At 69.8% G+C, this 25,708-nt stretch carries 24 protein-coding genes; 4 read left to right on the top strand and 20 right to left on the bottom strand.

What is annotated here, in order from left to right:
- Positions 1–34 precede the first annotated feature (34 nt).
- From ACFZBT_RS35965 to ACFZBT_RS35920, 10 genes are all read right to left on the bottom strand, one after another.
- Positions 35–439 carry a hypothetical protein gene (locus ACFZBT_RS35965; RefSeq protein ID WP_391113084.1) on the bottom strand — a complete coding sequence of 135 codons (405 nt, stop codon included), beginning with the start codon at positions 437–439 and terminating at the stop codon, positions 35–37.
- A gap of 51 nt (positions 440–490) precedes the next feature.
- Positions 491–1,318 carry a shikimate dehydrogenase gene (locus ACFZBT_RS35960; protein ID WP_391113082.1) on the bottom strand — a complete coding sequence of 276 codons (828 nt, stop codon included), beginning with the start codon at positions 1,316–1,318 and terminating at the stop codon, positions 491–493.
- Positions 1,319–1,329: 11 nt separating this feature from the next.
- A complete protein-coding gene (gene mltG / locus ACFZBT_RS35955) occupies positions 1,330–3,054 on the bottom strand; it encodes an endolytic transglycosylase MltG (protein WP_391113079.1) in 1,725 nt (574 codons plus the stop codon).
- 121 nt (positions 3,055–3,175) lie between these two features.
- Entirely contained in the window at positions 3,176–3,640 is a 465-nt protein-coding gene (gene ruvX / locus ACFZBT_RS35950; RefSeq protein WP_382497604.1) for a Holliday junction resolvase RuvX, read from the bottom strand.
- A 17-nt stretch (positions 3,641–3,657) separates the two neighbouring features.
- Positions 3,658–6,330: an alanine--tRNA ligase gene (alaS, locus tag ACFZBT_RS35945; RefSeq protein WP_391113074.1), complete on the bottom strand. Its 2,673-nt coding sequence runs from the start codon at positions 6,328–6,330 to the stop codon at positions 3,658–3,660.
- On the bottom strand, positions 6,330–6,680 hold the full coding sequence (locus ACFZBT_RS35940) for a hypothetical protein (protein WP_391113071.1): 351 nt from the start codon (positions 6,678–6,680) through the stop codon (positions 6,330–6,332). Before ACFZBT_RS35940 ends, alaS begins: the two co-directional genes overlap by 1 nt.
- Before the next feature lie 9 nt (positions 6,681–6,689).
- Positions 6,690–7,127: a DUF948 domain-containing protein gene (locus tag ACFZBT_RS35935; RefSeq protein WP_391113068.1), complete on the bottom strand. Its 438-nt coding sequence runs from the start codon at positions 7,125–7,127 to the stop codon at positions 6,690–6,692.
- Positions 7,128–7,316: 189 nt separating this feature from the next.
- Entirely contained in the window at positions 7,317–7,931 is a 615-nt protein-coding gene (rpsD, locus tag ACFZBT_RS35930) for a 30S ribosomal protein S4 (RefSeq protein ID WP_053668303.1), read from the bottom strand.
- Positions 7,932–8,233: 302 nt separating this feature from the next.
- Positions 8,234–9,586: an AAA family ATPase gene (locus ACFZBT_RS35925; RefSeq protein WP_391113064.1), complete on the bottom strand. Its 1,353-nt coding sequence runs from the start codon at positions 9,584–9,586 to the stop codon at positions 8,234–8,236.
- A gap of 56 nt (positions 9,587–9,642) precedes the next feature.
- Complete coding sequence (locus tag ACFZBT_RS35920; protein WP_391113061.1) at positions 9,643–10,299, bottom strand: vitamin K epoxide reductase family protein; 657 nt, start codon at positions 10,297–10,299, stop codon at positions 9,643–9,645.
- A gap of 142 nt (positions 10,300–10,441) precedes the next feature.
- On the opposite strand from ACFZBT_RS35920, the gene ACFZBT_RS35915 reads away from it, so the two are divergent.
- Both ACFZBT_RS35915 and ACFZBT_RS35910 read left to right on the top strand, forming a co-directional pair.
- A complete protein-coding gene (locus ACFZBT_RS35915) occupies positions 10,442–11,290 on the top strand; it encodes an ATP-binding cassette domain-containing protein (protein WP_391113058.1) in 849 nt (282 codons plus the stop codon).
- Positions 11,290–11,859, top strand: a complete 570-nt coding sequence (locus tag ACFZBT_RS35910; protein ID WP_391113054.1) for a LuxR C-terminal-related transcriptional regulator — start codon at positions 11,290–11,292, stop codon at positions 11,857–11,859. The genes ACFZBT_RS35915 and ACFZBT_RS35910 overlap by 1 nt, the downstream gene beginning before the upstream one ends.
- A gap of 37 nt (positions 11,860–11,896) precedes the next feature.
- On the opposite strand, the gene hisS is transcribed toward ACFZBT_RS35910, so the two are convergent.
- Positions 11,897–13,159 carry a histidine--tRNA ligase gene (gene hisS / locus ACFZBT_RS35905; protein WP_391113051.1) on the bottom strand — a complete coding sequence of 421 codons (1,263 nt, stop codon included), beginning with the start codon at positions 13,157–13,159 and terminating at the stop codon, positions 11,897–11,899.
- A gap of 11 nt (positions 13,160–13,170) precedes the next feature.
- Positions 13,171–13,878 (bottom strand): MBL fold metallo-hydrolase, encoded by a 708-nt coding sequence (locus ACFZBT_RS35900; protein WP_391113048.1) that lies wholly within the window; start codon positions 13,876–13,878, stop codon positions 13,171–13,173.
- A 167-nt stretch (positions 13,879–14,045) separates the two neighbouring features.
- Between ACFZBT_RS35900 and ACFZBT_RS35895 the strand changes: the two genes are divergently transcribed.
- Together ACFZBT_RS35895 and ACFZBT_RS35890 are read left to right on the top strand one after the other, a co-directional pair.
- On the top strand, positions 14,046–14,891 hold the full coding sequence (locus tag ACFZBT_RS35895) for a peptidylprolyl isomerase (RefSeq protein WP_391113044.1): 846 nt from the start codon (positions 14,046–14,048) through the stop codon (positions 14,889–14,891).
- A 135-nt stretch (positions 14,892–15,026) separates the two neighbouring features.
- The gene (locus tag ACFZBT_RS35890; protein WP_391113041.1) at positions 15,027–16,256 is read left to right on the top strand and encodes a DUF349 domain-containing protein; all 1,230 of its coding nucleotides are present in this window, start codon (positions 15,027–15,029) and stop codon (positions 16,254–16,256) included.
- A gap of 70 nt (positions 16,257–16,326) precedes the next feature.
- Here the strand turns inward: ACFZBT_RS35890 and relA are convergent, their stop codons facing one another.
- From relA to ruvC, 8 genes are all read right to left on the bottom strand, one after another.
- Complete coding sequence (relA, locus tag ACFZBT_RS35885) at positions 16,327–18,843, bottom strand: GTP pyrophosphokinase (RefSeq protein WP_391113038.1); 2,517 nt, start codon at positions 18,841–18,843, stop codon at positions 16,327–16,329.
- A 194-nt stretch (positions 18,844–19,037) separates the two neighbouring features.
- A complete protein-coding gene (locus ACFZBT_RS35880) occupies positions 19,038–19,577 on the bottom strand; it encodes an adenine phosphoribosyltransferase (RefSeq protein WP_391113035.1) in 540 nt (179 codons plus the stop codon).
- On the bottom strand, positions 19,574–20,680 hold the full coding sequence (secF, locus tag ACFZBT_RS35875; protein ID WP_391113031.1) for a protein translocase subunit SecF: 1,107 nt from the start codon (positions 20,678–20,680) through the stop codon (positions 19,574–19,576). The genes ACFZBT_RS35880 and secF overlap by 4 nt, the downstream gene beginning before the upstream one ends.
- Before the next feature lies 1 nt (position 20,681).
- Positions 20,682–22,448: a protein translocase subunit SecD gene (gene secD, locus ACFZBT_RS35870; RefSeq protein ID WP_391113028.1), complete on the bottom strand. Its 1,767-nt coding sequence runs from the start codon at positions 22,446–22,448 to the stop codon at positions 20,682–20,684.
- A 276-nt stretch (positions 22,449–22,724) separates the two neighbouring features.
- Positions 22,725–23,240, bottom strand: coding sequence for a preprotein translocase subunit YajC (gene yajC, locus ACFZBT_RS35865; RefSeq protein WP_391113025.1), 516 nt, complete (start codon positions 23,238–23,240; stop codon positions 22,725–22,727).
- A 185-nt stretch (positions 23,241–23,425) separates the two neighbouring features.
- Positions 23,426–24,505 carry a Holliday junction branch migration DNA helicase RuvB gene (ruvB, locus tag ACFZBT_RS35860; RefSeq protein WP_391113022.1) on the bottom strand — a complete coding sequence of 360 codons (1,080 nt, stop codon included), beginning with the start codon at positions 24,503–24,505 and terminating at the stop codon, positions 23,426–23,428.
- A gap of 22 nt (positions 24,506–24,527) precedes the next feature.
- Positions 24,528–25,133 (bottom strand): Holliday junction branch migration protein RuvA, encoded by a 606-nt coding sequence (gene ruvA, locus ACFZBT_RS35855; protein ID WP_391113018.1) that lies wholly within the window; start codon positions 25,131–25,133, stop codon positions 24,528–24,530.
- Positions 25,130–25,669, bottom strand: coding sequence for a crossover junction endodeoxyribonuclease RuvC (ruvC, locus tag ACFZBT_RS35850; protein ID WP_391113015.1), 540 nt, complete (start codon positions 25,667–25,669; stop codon positions 25,130–25,132). The genes ruvA and ruvC overlap by 4 nt, the downstream gene beginning before the upstream one ends.
- Positions 25,670–25,708 lie beyond the last annotated feature (39 nt).

Below are 25,708 nucleotides of genomic sequence, written 5' to 3'. Positions count from 1 at the left end.
CCACGTCCGGAGCGCGGACCCGGCCGCCGGTCCATCAGGCGGACGAGGCCGGACCGCCGGTCTGCCGCTGCGGCGCGTACGAGCCGAGGAAGTCAGCGCCGCTCGGCTGCCGGGCGGGCTGCGTCTGCGACGCCTGCTCAGGTGCGTAGGCGCCCAGGTAGTCGGCTCCACTGCCCTGCTGCGGCGCCTGCTGAGGTGCGTACTCCCCCAGGTAGTCCGCTCCGCGCCCCTGCCCGTACTGGGCCGCCGCGTGGACGGGCTGTCCGCTCCGCGCGGCCCGCCGGTAGGCGATCTTGCGCTTGATCTTGACCGCCCAGGACACGAGGATCGCGAGCACGATCAAGGCGAGCACGGTGATCTGCACCCAGTCGGGCAGGAACCCCAGCAGCGACTCGAATATCTGGGACTTCACGGACGCCTGAGGCATGCCTGTGGACATGGTTCGCTATCCCCTCCCCTGTTCCGCCCCCTGCGGAACCGAGAGCGGATCTTAGCGGGCGGCCAGAGCCCGTTCGCCCGCTTTTCGCATGGCTTCCAGGGGCGCGGGGGCCAGCCCCGTCATCTGCTCGACCTGCAGCACGGCCTGGTGCACCAGCAGGTCGAGGCCACTGACGACCGCACCGCCGTACCCCGACCAGCGGGCGGCGAGGTCGGTCGGCCAGGGGTCGTAGAGGACGTCGAAGAGGGCCGCCGGCCGCTCCGGCACGGACCGGGCGAGGGCGTCGGTGACACCGGCCGGCGTGGTGCTGATCACCAGCGGGGCGCGCAGGGCCTGCTCGGCGTCCGCCCAGTCGGCGATGCGCACCGGCACCTCCAGCCGCTCGGCCCACTGCCGCATCTCGGCGGCCCGGGCCTCGCTGCGGACGTACACGGCGATCTCGCCGGGGCAGATCCGCGCCAGCGCCGCCAGCGCGGACGAGGCGGTGGCACCCGCGCCGAGGACCGCGGCGGCCTCTACCTTGTCGATGCCGTGCTCGCGCAGAGCCGCGACCATGCCGGGGATGTCGGTGTTGTCGCCAGTGCGGCGTCCGTCAGGGGTGCAGACCACCGTGTTGACCGCGTCGACCGAGGCCGCGGTCTCGCTGATCCCGTCGAGCAGCGGGATCACGGCCCGCTTCAGCGGCATGGTCAGCGAGAGCCCCGCCCACTCGGCACCGAGCGTCTCGAAGAACCCGGGCAGGGCGGCCTCGTCGACCTCGAACCTGTCGTACGTCCAGCCGCTCAGCCCCAACTCCTGGTAGGCCGCGCGGTGCAGGACCGGGGAGAGCGAGTGGGCGATCGGGGAGCCGAGTACGGCGGCCCGGCGTGGTGCGGCCATCAGGGGGTTCCTCAGTTGTTCCGCGAGGCGTTGAACTTGTCGACCAGCTTCTGGTGCTCGGCGTTGGTCTTGGTGAACTCACTGGTCTTGCCGTCCAGCGAGATGAAGTAGTACCAGCCGTCGGCCGTCGGGTTGAGGGCGCCCTTGATCGCGTCCTCGCCGGGGTTGTCGATCGGCCCGGGCGTCAGGCCCTTGTGGAAGTACGTGTTGTACGGGTTGTCGTAGGACCGCAGCTCGCTCAGGCTCAGGTCGATCTTGCTCTGGTTCTTGATGTAGTTGTACGTGGAGTCGAACTCCAGCAAACCGTTGGTCTGCGGGTTGCCGGGCTTCATCCGGTTGTAGACGACCTCGGCCATCTTGCGGAAGTCGGCGTGGCTCGTGCCCTCGGCCTGAACCATGCTCGCGACCGTGATCAGCTGCCAGGGGTCTTCGAGTCCGAGGCTCGCGGCCTTCTTCTCCACCCCGAGCTTCTCGTAGGTCTCGGTGGCCCGCGTGACCATCTGCTTCAGCACGTCTTCGGACTTCTGCCCCTTGCCGATGCCGTAGCTGGAGGGATAGAGGAACCCTTCCAGCGGGTCCTTGACGTTCGGGTGGTTCAGCGCCCAGGCGGGCAGGCCGAGCTTCTTGTAGTCCTTCTTGGCGACCGCGGCGGTGGTGCCCTCCTTGACCTCCAGCCGCTTGTCGATGAGGCGGTAGATGTCGGCGTTGCGCTTGCCCTCGGCGATGATCAGGTTGTCGCGGCTCTCCGGACTGAGCATCAGTTCGACCGCGCTGTCGGCCGACATTTGCTTCTGCAGCGTGTACACGCCGTCCTGGAGCTTCTGGCCGTCGGGGTTGTTCGCCTGTGCCGTGACGAAGGCGTCGACGCTCTTGACGACGCCGGCGTCCTTCAGCACCTGCCCGATCTCGTAGCCGCCCGCTCCCCTGGGGATCTCGACGGTGACCTGTTGGCCGCTGCCGTCGCCCGCGAAGTCCGGGGCGTCGCCGAAACGATCCTGGTAGAACTGGTAGCCGAAGTAGCTGACACCGGCGAGGCCGCCGCCGAGGATCACGACGACCAGCAGGCAGGCCATTCCGCTGCGGCGCTTCTTGGGCTTGCCGCCGCGTTCGCGTTTGTCGTCGCGCCCGCGACGATTCCTCGGCTCCTCGCCGTCGTCATCGTCGTCGCCGCCCGCGAAGAAGGCGTGCTCGCCCTGGTCGGGTCCCGGGTCCCAGTCGGTCTCCGGCTCCGGCGGCGGCTCGGTGCGACGCCGGCCGGGCGGCTCCGGCGGCGGATAGGCGTCGGGCGTGCCGTAGTAGTCGGACTCGCCTCCGCCGTAGGCGCCGGGCTGCTGCTGCTGCCCGTACGGGTCCCCGGGGTCGCCGGGGTACGACACCTGCTGGTGCCCGCCGGTGGCCCAGCCGCCGTTGTCGTACGGCTGCTGGTGGTACCCCTGGTCCTGCGGGTGACCGTGGTCCCCCTGCCCGGGGTACTGCTGATGGCCGTGGGTCTGGGCCGCGTACTGCTGCTGGTCATACGGGTAGTGCTGCTGCGCCTGACCGTATCCGGCCTGCTCACCGGTGCCCCAGTCGCCGTACTGCGACTGCTGCGGCTGCTCTGGATAGTGCTGCGGCTGGCCGTCGTAGGGGGACTGCTGACCCGGGTGGGCCTGCTGTCCGCCCCATCCGCCGTCCCCGTACAACGGGTCCTCCGGATGCCACGGTTCGGAGCCTTGGCCCCGGCCATACTCAGTCATCGATCCCCTAGAGCCGCGAGGCGGCGGTCGCTCGGCTTCCGGCCGGGCTCCCGTCCGCCTCTCTCTGGTGCGTCAGCTGTTCGAACACCGGCGCATCGCGCGGAACGTTACCGTATCGCGATCAGATGACCACTTCGACGCCTTCGCCGGGTGCTTTACCTGACACCCGTTCGGATTCAAGCGCCTGCTGGAGGATGACCACCGCGGCTGCCTGGTCGATCACGGAACGGCCCTTCTTGGATTTCACACCGGAAGCGCGTAGTCCCTGACTGGCCGTCACCGTGGTCATGCGTTCATCGATGAGTCTGACCGGAACCGGGGCGATCATGCGGGCCAGTTCCTGGACGAAGGCACGGACCTTGACCGCTGCCGGGCCCTCGCCCCCCTTGAGGGAGCGCGGGAGCCCGACGACGACCTCGAGCGGCTCGTACTCCTCGACGAGTTGCTTCAACCGCCGCTGAGCTGCGGGGATGTCACGCCCCGGGACCGTCTCCACCGGGGTGGCGAGGATCCCGTCGGGGTCGCACGAGGCGACCCCGATCCGGGCGTCCCCGACGTCGATCGCGAGTCGACGTCCTCTGCGCATGTGTCCTGACCCGTCTCTTACTTGGCCGTCTCGGCGACCAGGCGCTCCACGGCGTCCACGGCGTCACCGACCGCGGCCGGGTTCTGGCCGCCGCCCTGGGCGACGTCCGGCTTGCCGCCACCGCCGCCGCCGAGCGTCTTGGCGGCCGTACGGACGAGGTCGCCGGCCTTGAGGCCACGCTCGCGCGCGGCCTCGTTGGTGGCGATGACCGTCAGCGGCTTGCCGTTCGCCACCGTGAAGAGCGCGACCACGGCGGCCCGTCCGCCCTGGATGCGTCCGCGCACGTCGAGCACGAGCTTACGCAGGTCGTCGGCGGTGGTGCCGTCCGGGACCTGACCGGTCACGACAGCAATGCCGTTGACGTCCTTGGCAGACTCGGCGAGACCGGCGGCGGCCTGGAGGACCTTCTCTGCGCGGAACTTCTCGATCTCCTTCTCGGCGTCCTTCAGCTTGCCGAGCATGGCGGAGACCTTCTCCGGGAGCTCCTCAGGACGGCCCTTGATCAGCTCCTGGAGCTGGGCGACGACCGTGTGCTCACGGGCGAGGAAGTTGTAGGCGTCGACACCGACCAGGGCCTCGATGCGACGGACTCCCGAACCGATGGACGATTCGCCGAGCAGCTTCACCAGGCCCAGCTGGGCGGTGTTGTGCACATGCGTGCCGCCGCACAGCTCCTTGGAGAAGTCGCCGATGGTCACGACGCGCACACGGTCGCCGTACTTCTCGCCGAACTCGGCGATGGCGCCCTGCTTCTTGGCCTCGTCGATGCCCATGACCTCGGCCTGGACGTCGAGGTCGCGGGAGAGGACCTCGTTGATGCGCTGCTCGACGTCGGTCATCACGGCCGTGGGAACGGCGGACGGCGAGCCGAAGTCGAAGCGGAAGCGGCCGGGCTGGTTCTCGGAACCGGCCTGGGCTGCCGTCGGGCCGAGGGCGTCGCGCAGCGCCTGGTGGGTGAGGTGCGTGGCCGAGTGGGCGCGGGCGATGGCCGTGCGGCGGCGGGAGTCGATCGAGGCGTGGGCCGTGGCGCCGACGGTGACCTCGCCGACCTGGACGACGCCCTTGTGGACGTACACGCCCGGGACCGGCTTCTGGCAGTCGCGGATCTCGATGACGGCACCGGTGTCGACCTTGATCCGGCCGGTGTCGCCGATCTGGCCGCCGCCCTCGGCGTAGAACGGGGTGCGGTCGAGGACGATCTCGACCTCGTCGCCCTCGGTGGCGGCCGGGGAGGAGGCGCCGTCGACGAGGATGCCGACGATCCTCGACTCGCCCTCGGTGGCGGTGTAGCCGATGAAGTCGGTTGCACCCGCCTGGTCGGCGATCTCGCGGTAGGCGCCGGTGCCGGCGTGGCCGGTCTTCTTGGCCTGGGCGTCGGCCTTGGCGCGCTCCCGCTGCTCCTTCATCAGGCGGCGGAAGCCGTCCTCGTCCACGGAGAGCCCCTGCTCGGCGGCCATCTCCAGGGTGAGGTCGATCGGGAAGCCCCAGGTGTCGTGGAGCAGGAACGCCTTGTCGCCGGGCAGGACGGTGGAGCCGGAGGCCTTGGTGTCGGTGACGGCCGTGTCGAGGATGTTGGTGCCGGCCTTCAGCGTCTTGAGGAAGGCGTTCTCCTCGGCGAGGGCGACCTTCTCGATGCGCTCGCGGTCGGTGATGAGCTCGGGGTACTGCTGGCCCATCATGCCGATCACGGTGTCGATCAGGTCCTTGACGACCGGACCCGTGGCACCGAGCAGGCGCATGTTGCGGATGGCGCGGCGCATGATGCGGCGCAGGACGTAACCGCGGCCCTCGTTGCCGGGGGTCACGCCGTCGCCGATGAGCATCACGGAGGTGCGCATGTGGTCGGTGACCACGCGCAGGGACACGTCCGAGTCGTGGGCGTCGCCGTAACGGACGCCGGTCAGCTCGGTGGCCTTCTCGATGACAGCCATCGAGGTGTCGATCTCGTACATGTTCTGCACGCCCTGCAGAATCATGGCGAGGCGCTCGAGGCCGAGGCCGGTGTCGATGTTCTTGCTCGGCAACTCGCCGAGGATCTCGAAGTTGTCCTTGCCGATGCCCTCGCCACGCTCGTACTGCATGAAGACGAGGTTCCAGATCTCCACGTACCGCTCGTCGTTGACGGCGGGGCCGCCCTCGACGCCGAACTCGGGGCCGCGGTCGTAGTTGATCTCGGAACAGGGGCCGCACGGACCGGGCACGCCCATGGACCAGTAGTTGTCCTTCATGCCGAGGCGCTGGATGCGCTCCTTCGGCACGCCGACGACGTCGTGCCAGATGCGCTCGGCCTCGTCGTCGTCCTTGTAGACGGTGATCCACAGGCGCTCGGGGTCGAGGCCGTAACCGCCCTTGTCCTGGGGGCTGGTGAGCAGCTCCCAGGCGTACTTGATGGCGCCTTCCTTGAAGTAGTCGCCGAAGGAGAAGTTGCCGCACATCTGGAAGAACGTGCCGTGCCGGGTGGTCTTGCCGACCTCTTCGATGTCCGGCGTGCGCACGCACTTCTGCACGCTGGTGGCGCGGTCGAAGGGCGGCTTGACCTCGCCCAGGAAGTAGGGCTTGAAGGGCACCATGCCGGCCGGGACGAGGAGCAGAGTCGGGTCGTCCGCGATGAGCGACGCCGAAGGGACGACGGTGTGACCGCGCTCCTCGAAGAAGCTCAACCAGCGGCGGCGAATCTCAGCCGACTCCATCAGTGGTCCTCATTCCGGTTGTACGAATACGTCGTCCTGTCGCTGTCGACGGACTTCGGGGTGCTGCGGTTCTCGATGGCGGTGTACCGCCGAGGTGCGGGGAGTTCGGGGTCGCTGTTGATACCGAGGACGTCCCCCAGCTCTTCCTCCCGCTGGGCCATGTTGTCCCGGACGTCGAGCGCGAAGTCGACCGCGCGGTCCTTGAGCCGGTGGCCGGCCTCGATCGCCTTGTTTCCCGCGGTTCTGGCGAGGCTCTCGGGCGTCAGCTGCTTCAGCTTGCGGTTGACCTTGGTGGTGGCCCACACGCCGGCGGCGACGCCCGTGGTGAACCAGAAGGTACGGCGGAACATCGCTTGCTCTCAGTCCCTCTTCCCTCGGGCGCGCCGGGAGACCGTGCGGCCCACGATCACGGTACGCCTGGACGCCTTGGCGGGCACGTCCTCCTTGCGGCCGCCGAGGGCCCGGCGCACGCCGTAGCCGAAGGCGGCGACCTTGACCAGGGGGCCGCCGAAGGTGGAGGCGACGGTGGTCGAGAGCGCCGAGGCGTTCGACGTCACCTCCTGGACGTCGGAGGCGATCGAGTCGACCCGGTCGATCTGGGTCTGCGCGGAGCGCACCGCCGAGGAGGCGTCGGCCAGCAGCGGGACGGCCTGGTCGGTCACGTCCGCCACGAGCTTGGTGGTCGCCTTGAGCGTCTGGGCCAGCCTCGCCAGCGCGACGGCGAGGAAGGAGACCAGGATCGCCCAGAAGACGGCCACCAGGATTCCGGCCACCTCTCCACCGGACACTGTGTGCACCCGCTCCCTGAAACGTGCCTGAACATCTGCCTGAATACGAGAAAGTCGTGCCACGAGCCTATCGCGCCGGGGGTGCGGCTCCGTACCGGATTGCCGCCCGGCGACGGCGGATTCGCGACAGCCCGCCGCCTCGCCCGACCGGAAGGGACGGGGAGACGGCGGGCTGTTGTACCGCGTGCCTGCCGAGGATCAGCGGGCGTAGTACTCGACGACGAGCTGCTCGTCGCAGATCACCGGGATCTCCTTGCGGTTCGGCTCACGGTCCAGGCGGAACGCCAGGGCCTTGAGGTTCACCTGGAGGTAGCGCGGGGTCTCGCCGTCGGGGGCGAAGCCACCCTCACGGGCGATCGTGAAGAGCGTCTTCTCCTTGGAGCGCTCGCGCACCTGCACGACGTCGTCCGGACGGACACGGAAGGAGGGCTTGTCGACCTTCTTGCCGTTGACCGCGATGTGACCGTGGACGACCATCTGGCGGGCCTGGTAGATCGTGCGGGCGATGCCCGAACGCAGGACCAGCGCGTCGAGACGGCGCTCGAGCTCGATGATCAGGGCCTCACCGGTCTTGCCCTGGACCTTGGAGGCACGGTCGTAGGCGCGGACGAGCTGACGCTCGGACACGTCGTACTGCGCGCGCAGACGCTGCTTCTCGAGCAGACGGACCTTGTAGTCCGAGTTCTGCTTGCGGCCGCGGCCGTGCTCACCCGGGGGGTAGGGACGGGCCTCGAAGTACTTGACGGCCTTCGGGGTCAGCGCGATGCCGAGGGCACGCGACTTCTTGACCTTGGGGCGGGACTGGTTCGCCACTGTCTTTTTCTCTTTCCTGGTTTCCGGCTTGTCAGGGTTGAGGGAGGTCGCATCCGCAGCCGGGGAAACCCGCCTCGTCCGTGCGGACGGGGTGGGCAGCCGCTCCCTGGTCTGGGCACATACGTGCAGCACGCGAGTGGCCCACCGGCCGCTCTCGTCATGCGACGAGTGGTGGTGGGCTGCCCGCGACACCGTTCGACGGTGCGCGACGCTCCTGGGGCCGATCCCGGAGGATCCGCTCCGGCCGACTGTCCCGTTCTGACTGCACGGGACGCGGCACTCCGGCCGAGTTTACAGGGTGCTCAGGACCGCTTTCGACCGAGGTTCTTCCGGGTCCATTCGACCGCGTCCGCGTAGCGGGCCTCCGCGCCGTGCCGGGTCGGCGCGTAGTACTCGCGGTCCTTGAGCGCGTCGGGGGCGTACTGCTGGGCGGCGATGCCCTCGGTGAGGTCGTGCGGATAGACGTAGCCCTGGCCGTGGCCGATCTTGGTCGCGCCCTTGTAGTGGCTGTCGCGCAGGTGCGCGGGCACGGACCCGGCGAGGCCCTTGCGTACGTCCTCCAGGGCTGCGCCGATCGCGGTGGTCGCGGCGTTGGACTTGGGCGCCAGGGCGAGGGCGATCGTGGCGTGGCTGAGGGTGAGGGCGGCCTCGGGGAAGCCGATCATGGCGACGGCCTGGGCGGCGGCGACCGTGATCTGCAGGGCGTTCGGATCGGCGAGGCCGATGTCCTCGCTGGCGGAGATCATCAGGCGGCGGGCGATGAAACGGGGGTCCTCGCCGGCCTCGATCATCCGGGCCAGATAGTGCAGGGCGGCGTCGACGTCGGAGCCGCGGATGGACTTGATCAGGGCGCTGGCCACGTCGTAGTGCTGGTCGCCGTCGCGGTCGTACTTCACGGCGGCCCGGTCGACCGTCTCCTCCAGGGTGGTCAGGCCGATCTCCGTCTCGCCCTTGTCCAGGGCGGCTCCGGCGGCCGCCTCCAGGGCGGTGAGAGCGCGGCGGGCGTCACCGCCGGCGATGCGCAGGAGGTGGCTCTCGGTCTCCTCGGGAAGGGCGACGGCGCCCTTGAGGCCGCGCTCGTCCGTAAGGGCGCGCCGGACGAGGTCCTTGATGTCGTCGTCGGTGAGCGGCTCGAGGGTGAGCAGCAGAGAGCGGGACAGCAGGGGCGAGATCACCGAGAAGTACGGGTTCTCCGTCGTCGCCGCGATCAGCGTCACCCAGCGGTTCTCGACGGCCGGGAGCAGGGAGTCCTGCTGGGCCTTGCTGAAGCGGTGGATCTCGTCGAGGAAGAGGACGGTCTCCTTGCCGTAGCCGCCGGAGGCGCGGCGGGCACCGTCGATGACCGCGCGGACCTCCTTGACGCCCGCGGTGATCGCCGACAGTTCGACGAAGCGGGCGTCGGTGGCCTTGGAGACGACATACGCCAGGGTGGTCTTGCCGGTGCCGGGCGGGCCCCAGAGGATCACGGAGGAGGCGCCGGCGGGGCCGGAGGCCTCGCCGACCAGTCTGCGCAGGGGCGAGCCCGGCTTCAGCAGATGCTGCTGCCCCACGACCTCGTCGAGGGTGCGCGGGCGCATCCGCACCGCCAGGGGGCTGCTGGACGGCTCCTTCTCCTGGCGTTCTTCTGCTGCGGCGGTGAACAGGTCGGGCTCCACGTCAGAAACCCTAAATCACGGCACTGACAATCCGGCCGGGCCCCTGAGCACCCGGCTCAGCTGGTCCAGAAGTCCCACCAGCGGGTCAGGATCAGCATGCCGATGATGCCGATGTGCAGCACGGGCATGACCCAGGTGAACTCGCCGAAGAAGCTCTTGAGCCAGTTCGGGGCGGGGAGGAAGTCCTTGCGGATGTTGAACGACGTCACGTACCAGAACATGATGATCGTCGCGACCCAGGCCAGGCAGCACCACAGGCACAGCGCGTTGATCCGGTACAGGGACTGGAACATCAGCCAGGCGCAGAAGACCACGCCGAACAGGCAGCCGGCGTTGAAGGTGAGCCAGTACCAGCGCGGGAAGCGGGCGCGGGCGAGCAGGGCCATGCCGACGCCGATGACGATGCCGTAGGTGACGAGGCCGAGCATCGGGTTCGGGAAGCCGAAGACGGCGGCCTGCTTGCTCTCCATGACGCTGCCGCAGGAGACGACGGGGTTGAGGCTGCAGCCGGGTGTGAACGACTTGCCCTCGACCTTGGCCTCGAGGAGCTTGAACTTGTCGATCGTGATGACCCAGGCGGCGAGCAGTCCGGCCGCGCCGGTAATCACCAGCAGCAGGGCGAGGGCCCGGCTGCCGCCCTCGGTGCGGGGCGCGGTCTCGGCGCGCTCCGTCTCGGGCTCCATGGAGACGTCCTTGACTGTCGTCTTGCTCATCACGCCGATTCCGTCGCTTGAGGCCTGACCATCTTCGGGCACGGCCATTGTGCCGCACACGGAGGTCAGTCCACCGTTCAGTGGACATAAGCATGTCCGCACGGTCGGCGCTGAGCGTTCGGTTCCGGCCGATGATCGTGGCATGACAGCACACGGGTACGACCTCGCCGTGGACGTGCGGGGGTTGCGCGAGCGCTACGGGGACGTGACCGCTGTCGACGGCGTCTATCTGGGCATCCGGCGCGGCGAGGTGTTCGGCCTGCTCGGACCCAACGGCGCGGGCAAGAGCACCATGGTGGAGATCCTCCAGGGCAATCGGGACCGGGACGCCGGCGAGGTCTCCGTGCTCGGGTCGGACGCGGCGACCGCCACGCGCGCGTGGCGCTCACGCGTCGGAATCGTCCGGCAGGACGAATCCGCGCCCGCCGAGTTGACGGTCCGGGAGATCGTTCGGCACTTCGCCCGCTACTACCCGCGGCCGCGCGACCCCGAGGAGGTCATCGGCCTGGCCGGTCTGGAGGCGAAGGCGGACAGCCGGATCAAGACGCTGTCGGGCGGTCAGCGCCGACGCCTGGACGTGGCGCTCGGCGTGATCGGCGGCCCGGACCTGCTGCTCCTGGACGAGCCGACGACCGGGTTCGACCCGGCGGCCAGGCGTCAGTTCTGGTCGCTGGTCCGCGCCCTGGCCGACGACGGCACGATGATCCTGCTGACCACCCATTACCGTGCCAGGGACTGCGCGGGGTGTTCCTGCCGGAGTCGGCGCAGGTGCTGGATCAGGCGGGGAGCTGGGGCCCGGACGCGTGGCTCTGGTGCTCGCCGCGTGGTGCGCCGAAGGATTGGCGCTGTGCCTGCTGACGTTCCGCTGGAAGGACCGGCGCGAGGGATGAGCGATGCGGATGCCGGCGGCACCTACACCTGGGAGCGCTCGTTCCGGCTCCGGGACACCTACTTCGCGCTCATCCCGTCGTACGGGAGGGGCTGCGGGTGATGCTCAGTGCCGAGTCGGACCTGAAGGTCGTCGCCGACGCGTCCAGCGGTGCGAAGGCGGAGGCGCTGGCGGTGGAGTTGCGGCCGGACATCGTGCTGATGGATCTGCGGATGCCGGGTGGCGGCGGTGTGGATTCCATCGTGCGGATGGCGCGGGCCGGGCTGCCGTGCCGGGTGGTGGTGCTGACGGCGTACGAGACCGACCGGGACATCCTGTGGGCGGTTGCGGCCGGGGCGGCGGGCTACCCGCTGAACGACCTGCCGCGTGCCGAACTCGCGGAGGCCGTACGGGCGGCGGCCCGGGGTGAGACGGTGCTGGCGCCGTCCGTCGCGGCCCGGCTGGTCGACCAGTTGCGGACGAAGCCGGAGCGGCCGCGGCTGTCGGAGCGTGAGACGGCCGTGCTGCGGCTGGTCGGCGAGGGGTGCACGAACGCGGACATCGGGCGGCGGCTGTTCATCGGCGAGTCGACGGTGAAGACGTATCTGCCGCGGATCTTCGGCAAGCTGGGGGTGGACGACCGGACGGCTGCGGTGACGAGCGCGATGCGGTTCGGGCTGCTGGAGCAGTGAGGAAGGCGCCGGGGTCTCCGGCGCCTTCGCGCTCACGTCAGCCCAGCCGGGCCTCCAGCTCCGCCACGATCTCGTTCACGCCCACCGCCGTCTGCTCGCCCGACTCCATGTCCTTGAGCTGGACCACGCCCTCGGCGAGGTCCCTCTCCCCCGCCACGACCGTGTAGCGGGCGCCACTGCGGTTGGCGTTCTTCATGGCGCCCTTGAGGCCCTTGGAGCCGTACGAGAAGTCGGCTGCGATGCCGTTCTTGCGGAGCTCCGTGACCTTGGCGAACAGGACGCGGCGGGCCTCCTCGCCGAGCGGGACGGCGAACACGCTGGTGGTGGCGGGGAGTTCGAGCTCTACGCCCTCCGCCTCCAGGGCGAGGACCGTGCGGTCTACGCCGAGGGCCCAGCCGACGGACGGCAGGGCCGGGCCGCCGATCATCTCGGAGAGACCGTCGTAGCGGCCGCCGCCGCCCACCGCGGACTGGGAGCCGAGGCCGTCGTGGACGAACTCGAAGGTGGTGCGGGTGTAGTAGTCCAGGCCGCGGACCAGCTTCACGTCGTCCTCGAAGGCGACGCCCGCCGCCGTGATCAGCTCGCGGACCTCCTCGTGGTACGCCTTGCACGCGTCGCAGAGGTAGTCGCGAAGGAGCGGGGCGTCGCCCAGCTGCTTCTGGACCGCCTCACGCTTGTCGTCGAGGACGCGCAAGGGATTGATCTCCGCACGGCGCAGGGTGTCCTCGTCCAGGTCCAGGCCGCGCAGGAAGTCCTGCAGTGCCGTCCGGTACACCGGGCGGCACTCCTGGTCACCCAGGCTGTTGAGCAGGATCCGGAAGTCGCTCAGGCCCAGCGAGCGGTACGCCTGGTCGGCCAGGATGATCAGCTCGGCGTCCAGCGCCGGATCCTCCGCGCCGATCGCCTCGGCACCGACCTGGGAGAAGTGGCGGTAACGGCCCTTCTGGGGGCGCTCGTAGCGGTAGTACGAGCCGGAGTACCAGAGCTTGACCGGGAGGTTGCCCGCCTTGTGCAGGTTGGCCTCCAGCGCGGCACGGAGGACGGACGCCGTGCCCTCGGGGCGCAGGGCCAGCCTGTCGCCGCCCTTGGTCTCGAAGGCGTACATCTCCTTCGTCACGATGTCCGTCGACTCGCCGACACCGCGTGCGAAGAGCTCGACGTTCTCGAAGCCCGGCGTCTCGATGTAGCCGTATCCGGAGTCCCGCAGCGGAGCGGCGATCGCCTCACGGACCGCCAGGTACTTCGCGGAGTCCGGCGGGATCAGGTCGTACGTGCCCTTGGGGGCCTTGAAGGTGCTCACGGAAGGTCTCGTCACATTCCTCGTCGGGGAGCGGGCTGAGCTCCCTGGCCGGCGGCCACCTGCCGCAGATACGGGTTGGTGGCGCGCTCCTGGCCGATGGTCGTCTGGGGGCCGTGGCCGGACAGCACCACGGTCGAGTCGTCGAGCGGCAGGCACACGCGGCCCAGCGAGTCGAGCATCTCGGCCATGTCACCGCCGGGCAGGTCGGTGCGTCCGATGGAGCCGGCGAACAGCAGGTCACCCGAGAACAGGATCGGCGGGATGTCCGCCGCCTCGGGCATCCCGAAGGTCACCGACCCCTTGGTATGGCCCGGCGCGTGTGCGACGGACAACTCCAGGCCCGCCAGCTCCAGCTTGGCCCCGTCGGCCAGCTCCTTGACGTCGTCCGGCTCCCCGACGGTCAGCTCGCCCAGGAGCGGCATCCCGATGGAACGGCCGATCCCCTTCTCGGGGTCGTTCATCATGTACCGGTCGTCGGGATGGATCCAGGCCGGCACGTCGTGCGCGCCGCACACCGGGACGACCGAGGCCACGTGGTCGATGTGACCGTGGGTGAGGACGACGGCGACGGGCTTGAGCCGATGCTTTCTGACCGCTTCCTCGACGCCGTCGGCGGCCTGATGGCCAGGGTCGATGATCACGCACTCCTCACCGGCGGCGGGGGCGACGAGATAGCAGTTCGTCCCCCAGGCCCCGGCGGGGAACCCGGCAATGAGCACGATCGTCCTTCGTTGTGTCGATACGGGAGGCTGCGGCTGGTGACAGAGCCTACCGGCGCTGCCGATTCCTCAGCGAACCCATATACGGTACGGGGCACACGCAGGCGCTCGGCACACAGGACGCACGCGTACCGGTCGACGCATCAGACTCATGAGGAGAGAACCCGGTGGTCAGCCAGGAACAGCGGCGGCGTCAGCTCGCCCGGGAGAAGTTCTTGCGGCAGCAGCAGCGACGCACGGACGCTCGACGCAAAGCCCGTATCCGCAACTCCGTGATCGCCTCGGTTCTCGGCGTGGTCGTGGTGCTCTCCGTGACGGTCTTCCTGACCAAGCCGTTCGAGGACGACGGCAAGACGGAGAACGCGAACGCGGACGTCACGCCCAGCGCCACTCCCAGCAAGGCCCCGGACCCGTGCGAGAAGCCCGCCGCGGGCAAGGTCGAGTCGCAGACCTGGAAGAAGGAACCTGCGATGTCGATCGACAAGTCGGCGAAGTACACGATGAAGCTGGACACCACGTGCGGTGAGATAGACGTCGCGCTGAAGGCGTCGGCGGCGCCGCACACCGTCAACTCGTTCAACTACCTTCTCGGCAAGGGGTACTTGGACCACAGCAAGTGCCACCGGCTCACCAGCCAGCAAATCTACGTCCTGCAGTGCGGTGACCCGCAGGGCACCGGCATGGGCGGACCCGGCTACACGATCCCGGACGAGAACCTCAAGGACAAGAGCCTCAAGGGCGGGGTGTACCCGGCGGGCACGGTCGCGATGGCGAACCAGTACAACGCCCAGACGAAGCAGGGGCGGGACAGCGGCGGCAGCCAGTTCTTCCTCGTCTACCAGGACAGCCAGCTTCCGCCCGACTACACACCGTTCGGTACGGTGTCCGAGGCGGGCATGAAGGTCCTGGCGAAGATCGCCAAGGCCGGAGCGCAGGCTCCCGACCCTCAGACGGGCAACACGGCGCCCAACGCGACGGTCGTGATCAACAAGGCCACGATCACCGAATCCTGACCCTCAACTGCGAAATTTCGGTCGCGCGGGATGCGGACACGCCCCCCGCCGGTCGCCTATGTTGGCCGTGACGAAACTGTGGACGATGCCCGGGGGTGCTGAGGCCCCTCGCAGGCATCATGTGGAGGAGGCGCTGTGAGCAGCGACCCGTGGGGCCGCGTCGACGAGACGGGGACCGTGTACGTGCGTACGGCCGACGGCGAGCAGGTTGTCGGCTCTTGGCAGGCAGGCACTCCCGAAGAGGCGCTGGCCTATTTCGAGCGCAAGTACGAGGGCCTGGTTGTCGAGATCGGCCTCCTCGAGAAGCGAGTGAAGACCACCGACCTGTCGGCGAAGGACGCCCAGGTCGCCATCGACCACATCCGGGAGCAGGTCGACGCGCACCACGTGGTGGGCGACCTGGACGCCCTGCGGGTCCGGCTGGACAAGCTCGTGGAGCAGGTGGAGGCGCGCCGCGAGGAGCGCAAGGCGCAGCGGGCGAAGCAGTCCGACGAGGCGCGCAAGTCCAAGGAGGCGCTGGTCGCCGAGGCGGAGGAGCTGTCCCAGTCCGACCAGTGGCGGGCGGCCGGTGAGCGGCTGCGGGCCCTGGTGGACACCTGGAAGGGCCTGCCCCGCCTGGACCGCAAGTCCGACGACGACCTGTGGCACCGGTTCTCGCACGCGCGGTCGGCGTTCTCCAAGCGGCGCAAGCAGCACTTCGCGCAGCTGGACGCCCAGCGCGAGGAGGCCCGGCGGACCAAGGAGCGGCTGGTCTCCGAGGCCGAGGCGCTGTCGAACTCGACGGACTGGGGTGTGACGGCAGCGCGCTACCGCGAGCTGATGGCCGAGTGGAAGGCCGCGGGCCGCGCTCAGCGTGAGCACGAGGACGACCTGTGGAACCGCTTCCGCGGCGCCCAGGACGTCTTCTTCGCGGCCCGCAGCTCGGTCTTCGCCGAGCGGGACGCCGAGCAGGCGGAGAACCTGAAGCTCAAGGAGGAGCTGGCCGAGGAGGCCGAGAAGCTCCTGCCGGTCACGGACCTGAAGGCGGCCCGGGCCGCGTTCCGTTCCGTCAACGAGCGCTGGGAGGCCATCGGCCATGTGCCGCGCGACGCGCGGCCCAAGGTCGAGGGCCGGATGCACGCCGTCGAGCGGGCCCTCCAGGAGTCCGAGGAGGCCGAGTGGCGCCGGACGAACCCGGAGGCACGCGCGCGTGCCGAGGGCCTGACCGGCCAGCTCCAGTCCGCCGTGGACAAGCTGCGGGGCCAGATCGAGCAGGCCCGCGCGCAGGGCAACAACGCCAGGGCCGACAAGCTGGAGCGCGAGCTCGAGGGCCGTCAGGCGCTGCTGGACCAGGCGCAGAAGGGCCTGCAGGAGTTCGGCGGCTGATCGGCTGAGACCAAGAGGGCCCCGTACGTGCCGTACGGGGCCCTCTTTCACGTGATCTTTCGGGTGGTCGTCACGACCTGCTGCGCGCCGACGTCACCCGGTACACGTCATAGACGCCCTCCACGCCCCGGACCGCCTTCAGCACATGGCCGAGATGCTTCGGGTCGCCCATCTCGAAGGTGAAGCGGGAGGTGGCGACGCGGTCGCGGGAGGTCTGGACGGCCGCGGAGAGGATGTTGACGTGCTGATCGGAGAGCACGCGTGTGACGTCCGACAGCAGCCGGGAGCGGTCCAGCGCCTCGACCTGGATGGCGACCAGGAAGACCGAGGACTGGGTGGGCGCCCACTCGACCTCGAGGATGCGCTCGGGCTCGCGGGAGAGTGACTCCACGTTCACGCAGTCGTTGCGGTGAACCGATACGCCACTGCCCCGGGTGACGAAGCCGATGATGGGGTCGCCGGGTACCGGCGTACAGCAGCGGGCCAGCTTGACCCACACGTCCTCGACGCCCTTGACGACGACGCCAGGGTCGGCGCTGGAGCGGCGTTTGCGGCTGCGTCCGTGGGCCGGCGGGACGGACTCGTCGATCTCCTCGGTGGCGGCCTCCTCGCCGCCGAGGGCCTGGACGAGTTTCTGCACGATGTTCTGCGCGGAGACATGGCCCTCGCCGATCGCCGCGTACAGCGCGGAGATGTCCGCGTAGCGCATCTCGTGCGCGAGGGTCACCAGGGAGTCGCCGGTCAGGATGCGCTGGATCGGCAGGTTCTGCTTGCGCATCGCGCGGACGATGGCGTCCTTGCCCTGCTCGATCGCCTCGTCGCGGCGCTCCTTGGAGAACCAGGCCCGGATCTTGTTGCGGGCGCGCGGTGACTTGACGAAGCCGAGCCAGTCGCGGGAGGGGCCGGCGCCTGCCGCCTTGGAGGTGAAGACCTCGACCAGGTCGCCGTTGTCGAGGGTGGATTCGAGCGGGACCAGGCGGCCGTTGACGCGGGCGCCGATCGTGCGGTGCCCGACCTCCGTGTGGACGGCGTACGCGAAGTCGACCGGGGTGGCACTGGCGGGGAGCGCTATGACGTCGCCCTTGGGGGTGAACACGAAGACTTCGTTGCGGGAGAGGTCGAAGCGCAGGGACTCGAGGAACTCGCCCGGGTCCTCGGTCTCCTTCTGCCAGTCCAGCAGCTGGCGCAGCCAGGCCATGTCGTTGAGGTGGTCGTCCTTGCTCTTGCCGGACGACTTGGGGGCGTCGGTGCGTACCTTCGAGGCGCCGGCGACGGCCTCCTGCTTGTACTTCCAGTGCGCGGCGATGCCGTACTCGGCGCGGCGGTGCATGTCGAAGGTGCGGATCTGCAGTTCGACGGGCTTGCCGCCGGGGCCGATCACCGTCGTGTGCAGCGACTGGTACATGTTGAACTTGGGCATCGCGATGTAGTCCTTGAACCGGCCGGGGACCGGGTTCCATCGCGCGTGCACCGTGCCGAGGGCCGCGTAGCAGTCGCGGACGGTGTCCACGAGGACGCGGATGCCCACCAGGTCGTAGATCTCCGCGAAGTCCCGGCCGCGGACGATCATCTTCTGGTAGACGCTGTAGTAGTGCTTGGGGCGGCCGGTGACGGTCGCCTTGATACGGGCCGCACGCAGGTCCTGCTGGACCTCGTCGGTGACGATGGCCAGGTACTCGTCACGCTTCGGTGCCCGCTCGGCCACCAGCCGTACGATCTCGTCGTACATCTTGGGGTAGAGGATCGCGAAGGCGAGGTCCTCCAGCTCCCACTTGATGGTGTTCATGCCGAGGCGATGGGCGAGCGGCGCGTAGATCTCCAGGGTCTCGCGCGCCTTCTTCTCCTGCTTCTCGCGCTTGAGGTAGCGCATGGTGCGCATGTTGTGCAGGCGGTCGGCGAGCTTGATGACCAGGACGCGGGGGTCCTTGGCCATGGCGACGACCATCTTGCGCACGGTCTCGGCCTGGGCCGCCTCGCCGAACTTGACCTTGTCCAGCTTGGTGACGCCGTCGACGAGCAGGGTGACGACGTCGCCGAAGTCGCGGCGCAGGTCGTCGAGGCCGTACTCGGTGTCCTCGACCGTGTCGTGCAGCAGGCCGGCCATCAGCGTGGCCGGATCCATGCCCAGCTCGGCGAGGATGGTGGTCACGGCGAGGGGGTGCGTGATGTACGGGTCGCCGCTCTTGCGCTTCTGGCCGCGGTGCCAGCGCTCGGCGACCTGGTAGGCCTTCTCGATCTGGCGGAGCGTGGCGGTCTCGATCTTCGGGTCGTTGCCGCGCACTATCCGGAGCAGCGGCTCCAGCACCGGGTTGTACGGGTTGGCGCGCTGGACGCCGAGGCGGGCGAGGCGGGCGCGGACGCGGTTGGAGGAGCCGGTGCGGGCGGGCTGGCCGCCGGCCTGGCGCACCGCGGGAGGGGCCGGCTTGGGGCGCGACTGCTCGGCGGGCTTGTCGACGGCCGCCGGCTGGACGTGCTCGACCGGCCCGCGGGTGTCGTTCTTCGCGTGCGGCGCGTTCGGCGCGGGCTTGGCCGCTGCCGAGGCGGACTCGGGCTTGGCGGCGGTCAGGTGCTGGGCCTCGTCTGACAAGAGGGCTCCTCGTGCGCGTTCCGGGTCCCCCGGTCAGGCTCCGGAGACCCCATGGTAGCCATCCTGTGCCCCAGGATCGCCTTCAGGCCAATGTGAGGACCGTCTACCCCGGGAACGCGAGAGGCGGGCACCGGATTCCTCCGGGCCCGCCTCCGCGGTGACGTGCCGGTGTCCACCGGGGTGCGGTGGGCTTGTCAGACCGTGAGAAGCGCCTCCAGAGGGGCGCCGCGCAGAGCCGGCTCCAGCCGGGCCCGGCCGCTGAGGAACCCGAGCTCCATGAGGACGGCGAGACCGGCTACCTCGGCGCCGGCCCGGCGGATGAGCTGGACCGAGGCCTCGGCGGTGCCGCCGGTGGCGAGGACGTCGTCGACGATCAGGACGCGGTCGTCTGCGACCAGGTCCTCGGCGTGCACCTCGATCTCGGCCGAGCCGTACTCCAGGTCGTAGGCCTGGCCGAGGGTGGCTCCGGGGAGCTTGCCCGCCTTGCGTACAGGGATGAAACCGAGGCCGGCGCGGACGGCGACCGGGGCGCCGAGGATGAAGCCGCGGGCCTCAAGCCCGACGATCTTGGTGGCCCCGGCACTTACGGCGATCTCGGCGACGGCGTCGGTGAGCGCGGTGAACGCCGCCGGGTCCGCCAGGAGCGGGGTGATGTCCTTGAACATCACGCCCGGCTCCGGGTAGTCGGCCACGTCCCTGATACGGCTGAGCAGCAGTTCCTTGATGTCGGTCATCGGCGCTTCCCCGAGGGGCGGCCCCGGCCGCGCGTGCGGGACGCGGGCTGGTTGCGCGGACCGACGACAGCCGGAGCGACGTCCTCGGGTTCGTCGGTGTAGGCCTCGTCCCCGGTCTCCGCGTCGGGCGTCTCACCCTTGGCCCGCTTGGCCAGGACGCGCTTCTTCAGGGCCTTCATCTGCGGCTCGCGCTCCTTGAGGTCGGCGACGAGCGGCGTGGCGATGAAGATCGAGGAGTACGCACCGGCGGCGAGACCGACGAACAGCGACAGCGAGATGTCGTTCAGCATGCCGGCGCCGAGGACACCGCCACCGATGAACAGCAGGCCCGCGACGGGCAGCAGCGCGACCACCGTGGTGTTGATGGAGCGGACCAGGGTGCTGTTGATCGAGCGGTTGGCGACGTCGCTGTAGGTCCAGCGGGTCTGCTTGGTGATGTCCCTGGTCTGTTCCTTGAGGCTGTCGAAGACCACGACCGTGTCGTAGAGCGAGTAGCCCAGGATCGTGAGCAGACCGATCACCGTGCCGGGTGTGACCTCGAAGCCGACCAGGGCGTAGATGCCGACCGTGATGGTGATGTCGTGGATCAGTGCGACGAAGGCCGCGATGGCCATGCGCCACTCGAAGGCGATCGCCAGATAGATCACCACGAGGACCAGGAAGATACCGAGGCCCTGCCAGGCCTTGTTGGCGATCTGCTCACCCCAGCTGGGGCCGACCAGTTCGGCGTTGATCTGCTCCGTGTCGATCTTGAAATCGTCGGCGAGCGTGTTCTTGATCTTGTTCGCGGCGTCGGTGTCGATACCGGCGACCTGGATACGAAGAGTGCCGTCGCCGAGCTTCTGGACGATCGCGTCGTGGCCGGAGGCCTCCTCCGCGTACGTCTCGGCCTGGGACACCGAGGCGCTGGTGTTCTTCGGCGTGGTGAAGACCGCGCCACCCTGGAACTCGATGCCCATGTTCAGGCCGCGCACCGCCAGGCCCGCGACGGCCAGAATGGTGATCAGGATCGAGACGCCGTACCAGATCTTGCGGTTCTTGACGAAGTCGTAGCCGACCTCGCCGCGGTGCAGTCGGGCGCCGAGGTTGCCGAGTTTCGACATCTCAGGCCTCCTTCGGGTCGGCGGGGGCGGCGGGGCGGCGGGTACGGCGCAGCGGCGGCTGGGCGCCCAGGCTCTTGGGGTCGAGACCGGACCACTTGTGGCCGTTCGCGAAGAACGGGCGGCGGGCCATCAGGGTCAGCAGCGGCTTGGTGAAGAGGAACACGACGACCACGTCGAGCAGGGTCGTCAGACCGAGCGTGAACGCGAAGCCCTGGACCTTGCCGACAGTGACGGCGAAGAGCACCGCGGCGGCGAGGAACGACACGAAGTCGGAGACGAGGATGGTGCGCCGGGCGCGCGGCCAGGCCCGCTCGACGGCGGGGCGCAGGCTGCGGCCCTCCCGGATCTCGTCGCGGACACGTTCGAAGTACACGATGAACGAGTCCGCTGTGATGCCGATCGCGACGATGGCGCCGCACACCGCCGGCAGGTTCAGCGCGAAGCCGATGGCCGGGCCCAGCAGGGCCATGAGCGTGTAGGTGAGGGCGGCGGAGACCAGCAGCGAGAGGATCGCGATGAACGACAGACCGCGGTAGTAGGCCAGCAGATAGATGACGACCAGCGCGAGACCGATCGCGCCGGCGATCAGCCCGGCCTGCAACTGGTCACCGCCCAGCGCGGCGGTCACGGTCGTCATGCTGTCCACCTTGAAGGTCAGTGGCAGCGCACCGTAGCTCAGCATGTTGGACAGGTCCTGCGCGGACTGCTGGGTGAAGTTGCCGGAGATCTCGGCGTTGCCGCCGGTCAGGGCCTGCCTGACGGATGGGTCGGAGACCACTTCGCCGTCCAGGACGATCGCGAACTGGTTCTGCGGCTGCTGGTTCTGCGCCAGCTTGCCGGTGATGTCGCCGAACTTCTTGGCGCCCGCGTCGGTGAAGTCCATCTGGACCGTCCAGCCGGCGCCGGTCTGGGTGTTCAGGGTCGCCTGGGCCTTGTCGACGTCGGTGCCGTCGACCGCGGCGGGGCCGAGAATGTACTTCTGCCACTGGCCCCCCGAGTTCTGGCCGCAGGCCAGGGTCATCTCGGAGGCCTTGACGCCGTCACCGACCGTGGCGCGGGTCTTCTCGTTGGTGCAGTCGAGTGCCGCGTACTGCGCCTGGAGCTTGCTCTGGTCGTCGCCGGAGGTTTTGCCGGTGGCGGACGGGGAGGGGCTGGCCTTCGCCTTGTCCGAGGCGCCGGCGGACGGCGTCGCGTCGGCCTTCAGCGCGTCGGTGACGGCGCGGCCCTGCGTGGTCGGGCTCGCCGACGGGGAGGCGGAGTTCTTCTCGGTGGCCTCGGGCTTGTCGGTGGCCTTGCCGGACGGCTTGTCCGACGGACTTCCGGAGGGGTTCGGCGAAGGGCTGGCCTTGCCGGCGCCGCCGGAGACCTCGGTGGTGAGGACCGGGCGGAAGTACAGCTTGGCGGTGGTGCCGACCTGCTTGCGGGCCTGTTCCGAGTTGGTGCCCTTGGGAATGTTGACGATGATGTTTTCCCGGCCCTGCGTCTGGACCTCGGACTCGGAGACGCCCAGACCATTGACACGGCGCTCCATGATGGAGACCGCCGTGTTCATGTTGGTCTGATTGATCGCCGACTCGTTGCCGGCCTCGGGGACCGCGCGGAGCGTGATGCTCGTACCGCCCGCCAGGTCGATACCGAGACGCGGTTTCGTGTGCCCCGAGGCGAACATCCCACCGGTGAGCGCCGCGATGGCGATCAGGATCAGGACCAGCGAGCGCCCCGGCTTGCTCTTGGCGCTCGCGCTCCGGCCCTTTTTAGGTGTGGCCACCTTCTCGTACTCCCTCTCGGGCCACCTCGCTCCGGATCGGCGGACGGGCGGCCATGACATGGTGTCGGGACTCCGTGCGAGCTGGGCGTGTGCCCGGGGGGGGGGGGGGGGGGCGCGCCCCCCCCCCCCCCCCCCCCCCCCCCCCCCCCCCCCCCGGGGGGGGGGTTGGGGGCGGGGGGGGGGGGGGCGCGGGCGGGGGGGGGGGGGGGGGGGCGTGGGGGGGGGGGGGGGGGGGGGGGGGGGGGGGGGGGGCCCCCCCCCCCCCCGGGCCCACGACTACTTCGCCTCGGAGCCGCCGTCGGTCTTCTTCGGCTCTGCGTCCGTCTTCGCCTCGGCGGCCGGGGTGTCAGCGGCCGGGGCGTCGTCACCGGCCGGCTCGTCGGCCGCGTCCTTCTTGCCGAGGTCGACGGACTTGTCGTCAGCGCCTGCGTCGGCGGCGGAGTCGTCGGTCTCGGTGAGGGAGGAGGCGTCGTCCGGGACGATGTCGGCGTCGGACTTCAGGTCGTGCTCGACGCCGTGGACGATGCGGTTGTACTCGTCGTCCGTGAGGACGGCGCCGATGGCGTTCTTGGCGAAGAGGAGCTCGACACCCGGACCGGCGTCGACGAGGACGGTGTCCTCGTGCACCTCCTTGACCGTGGCGTACACGCCCCCGATGGTGCGGACACCGCTGCCGGGCTGCATTTGGTTCCGCATGTCCACGGCCTGCTGCTGCTTCTTCTTGGCCGACCGGGTCATGAGGAACATGGCCCCGATCAGCACGATGAACGGGAGGAGGGTCAGGAGACTCACGGGTCGGTACTTCCTTCACACGACCGCGCTGTGAGCGGCCAGATGGTTGGGGGTATGTACGCCGCCGACGAAGACGGCATCGGCGGAGTCTAAGCGAGTCCGCGCGCATGGAACAACGCTCAGCATGGCACCGGGGTTCCTGCCGCGGCCACTGGCCTCGCCGTCCCGGAACGGTGACGGCGCCGTCACGCCCCGAACAAGTCCTGTTGTCCCTTTCCACCGGTTTGGGAGCGGGGCGGGGTGAGGCCGAGATGTGCCCATGCGGCGGGCGTGGCGACCCGGCCGCGCGGGGTGCGGGCCAGCAGGCCCTCCCGTACCAGGAAGGGCTCGGCGACCTCCTCCACCGTCTCACGCTCCTCCCCCACCGCGACAGCGAGCGTGGACAGGCCGACGGGGCCGCCGCCGAACAGCTTGAGCAGGGCTTCCAGGACACCTCGGTCGAGGCGGTCGAGGCCGCGCTCGTCCACCTCGTAGACGGCGAGGGCGGCCGCCGCGATGTCCTGGGTGATCAGCCCGTCGGCCTTGACCTGGGCGTAGTCCCGGACGCGGCGCAGCAGGCGGTTGGCGATGCGGGGGGTGCCGCGGGAGCGGCCGGCGATCTCGGCGGCGCCCTCGGGCTCGACTTCGACCTCCAGGAGGCTCGCCGAGCGGTGGATGACCCGCTCCAGTTCGGCCGGTTCGTAGAACTCCATGTGGGCGGTGAAGCCGAAGCGGTCGCGCAGCGGGGGCGGCAGCAGCCCCGCGCGCGTGGTGGCTCCGACCAGGGTGAAGGGGGGCAGCTCCAGTGGGATGGCGGTGGCGCCCGGGCCCTTGCCGACGATGACGTCGACGCGGAAGTCCTCCATCGCCATGTACAGCATCTCCTCGGCGGGCCGGGACATGCGGTGGATCTCGTCGAGGAAGAGGACCTCGCCCTCCTGGAGGGAGGAGAGGATGGCCGCGAGGTCGCCGGCGTGCTGGATGGCGGGGCCCGAGGTGATGCGGATGGGGGCTTCCATCTCGGCCGCGATGATCATCGACAGGGTGGTCTTGCCCAGGCCGGGGGCGCCGGAGAGCAGCACGTGGTCGGCGGTGGCACCACGCGCGCGTGCGGCGCGCAGGACGAGGTCGAGCTGCTCGCGGACCTTCTCCTGGCCGATGAACTCGCCCAGGTCCTTCGGGCGCAGGGCGGCCTCGACAGCCTGGTCCTCACGGTCGGCGGACGCGCCGACGAGCCGCTCGGCAGCAGAGGTGCCGGTCGTGTCGGTCGTGTCGTCCCAGTTCATGATGTGCCTCGGTGTGTGGGGTTCAGCGGGCGCGGTTCAGGGTCTGGAGGGCGGCCTTCAGCAGCTGGCCGACCTGCGGAGCGCCCTCGGCGGCCTCGGCCTGCGGAGCGACGGCGGTCACGGCCTCGTCGGCCTCCCGGGTCGCGTACCCGAGGCCGATCAGGGCAGCGTGCAGCTGGTCGCGCCAGCCGGTGCTGACGGGCGCGCCGACCGCCGGGGCGCCGAGCGGCTCGCCGAGCCGGTCCTTGAGCTCCAGGAGCAGCTTCTGGGCGCCCTTCTTTCCGATGCCGGTAACGGCCGTGAGCGCCTTCTCGTCGGCGGTGGCGACCGCCCGGCGCAGGGCGTCCGGGGTGTGGACGGCCAGCATGGCCTGGGCCAGTCTCGGTCCCACGCCGCTCGCCGTCTGGAGCAGCTCGAAGGTCTGCCGTTCGTCGTCGTCCGCGAAGCCGTACAGGGTCAGCGAGTCCTCCCGTACGACAAGGGAGGTGTGCAGCTTGGCGGGCCGGCCCAAGCGGAGCGTGGACAGGGTGTTCGGCGTGCACTGCACGGCCATGCCGACGCCGCCGACCTCGACGACCGCGGCATCGGGGGCGAGCGCGGCGACCGTGCCGCTGACGAAGGCGATCATGTCGTACGGCCTTTCGATGCCTTGGCTGTGTGCAGGGCGACGGCCTGCTGGAGTCGGTTCTGCGCGGGGGCGCGCCAGATGTGGCAGATGGCGAGGGCGAGGGCGTCGGCCGCGTCGGCGGGCTTGGGCGGTGCGCTGAGCCGGAGCAGGCGGGTCACCATCGCGCCCACCTGGGCCTTGTCGGCCCGGCCGCTGCCGGTGACGGCGGCCTTGACCTCGCTCGGGGTGTGCAGTGCCACGGGGATCCCGCGGCGCGAGGCGCACAGAATGGCGACGGCGCTGGCCTGGGCGGTGCCCATCACCGTGCGGACGTTGTGCTGGCTGAAGACGCGCTCGACGGCGACGAACTCCGGCCGGTGCTCGTCCAGCCACTGTTCGATGCCCTGCTCGACGGCGACGAGGCGGTGGCCGAGGTCGGCGTCCGACGGTGTGCGGACGACGCCGACGCCGATCATCGTGAGCGGCCGGCCCGCGACCCCCTCGACGACGCCCACGCCGCAACGTGTCAGTCCGGGGTCCACCCCGAGTACCCGCACGCGCCCCTCCCCTTGGTGATCTTTGACTTCTCGCCAGGC

The sequence above is a fragment of the Streptomyces sp. NPDC008137 genome (assembly GCF_042957035.1).
Lineage (GTDB): Bacteria > Actinomycetota > Actinomycetes > Streptomycetales > Streptomycetaceae > Streptomyces.
This window is presented reverse-complemented; position numbering and strand designations above follow the sequence as displayed.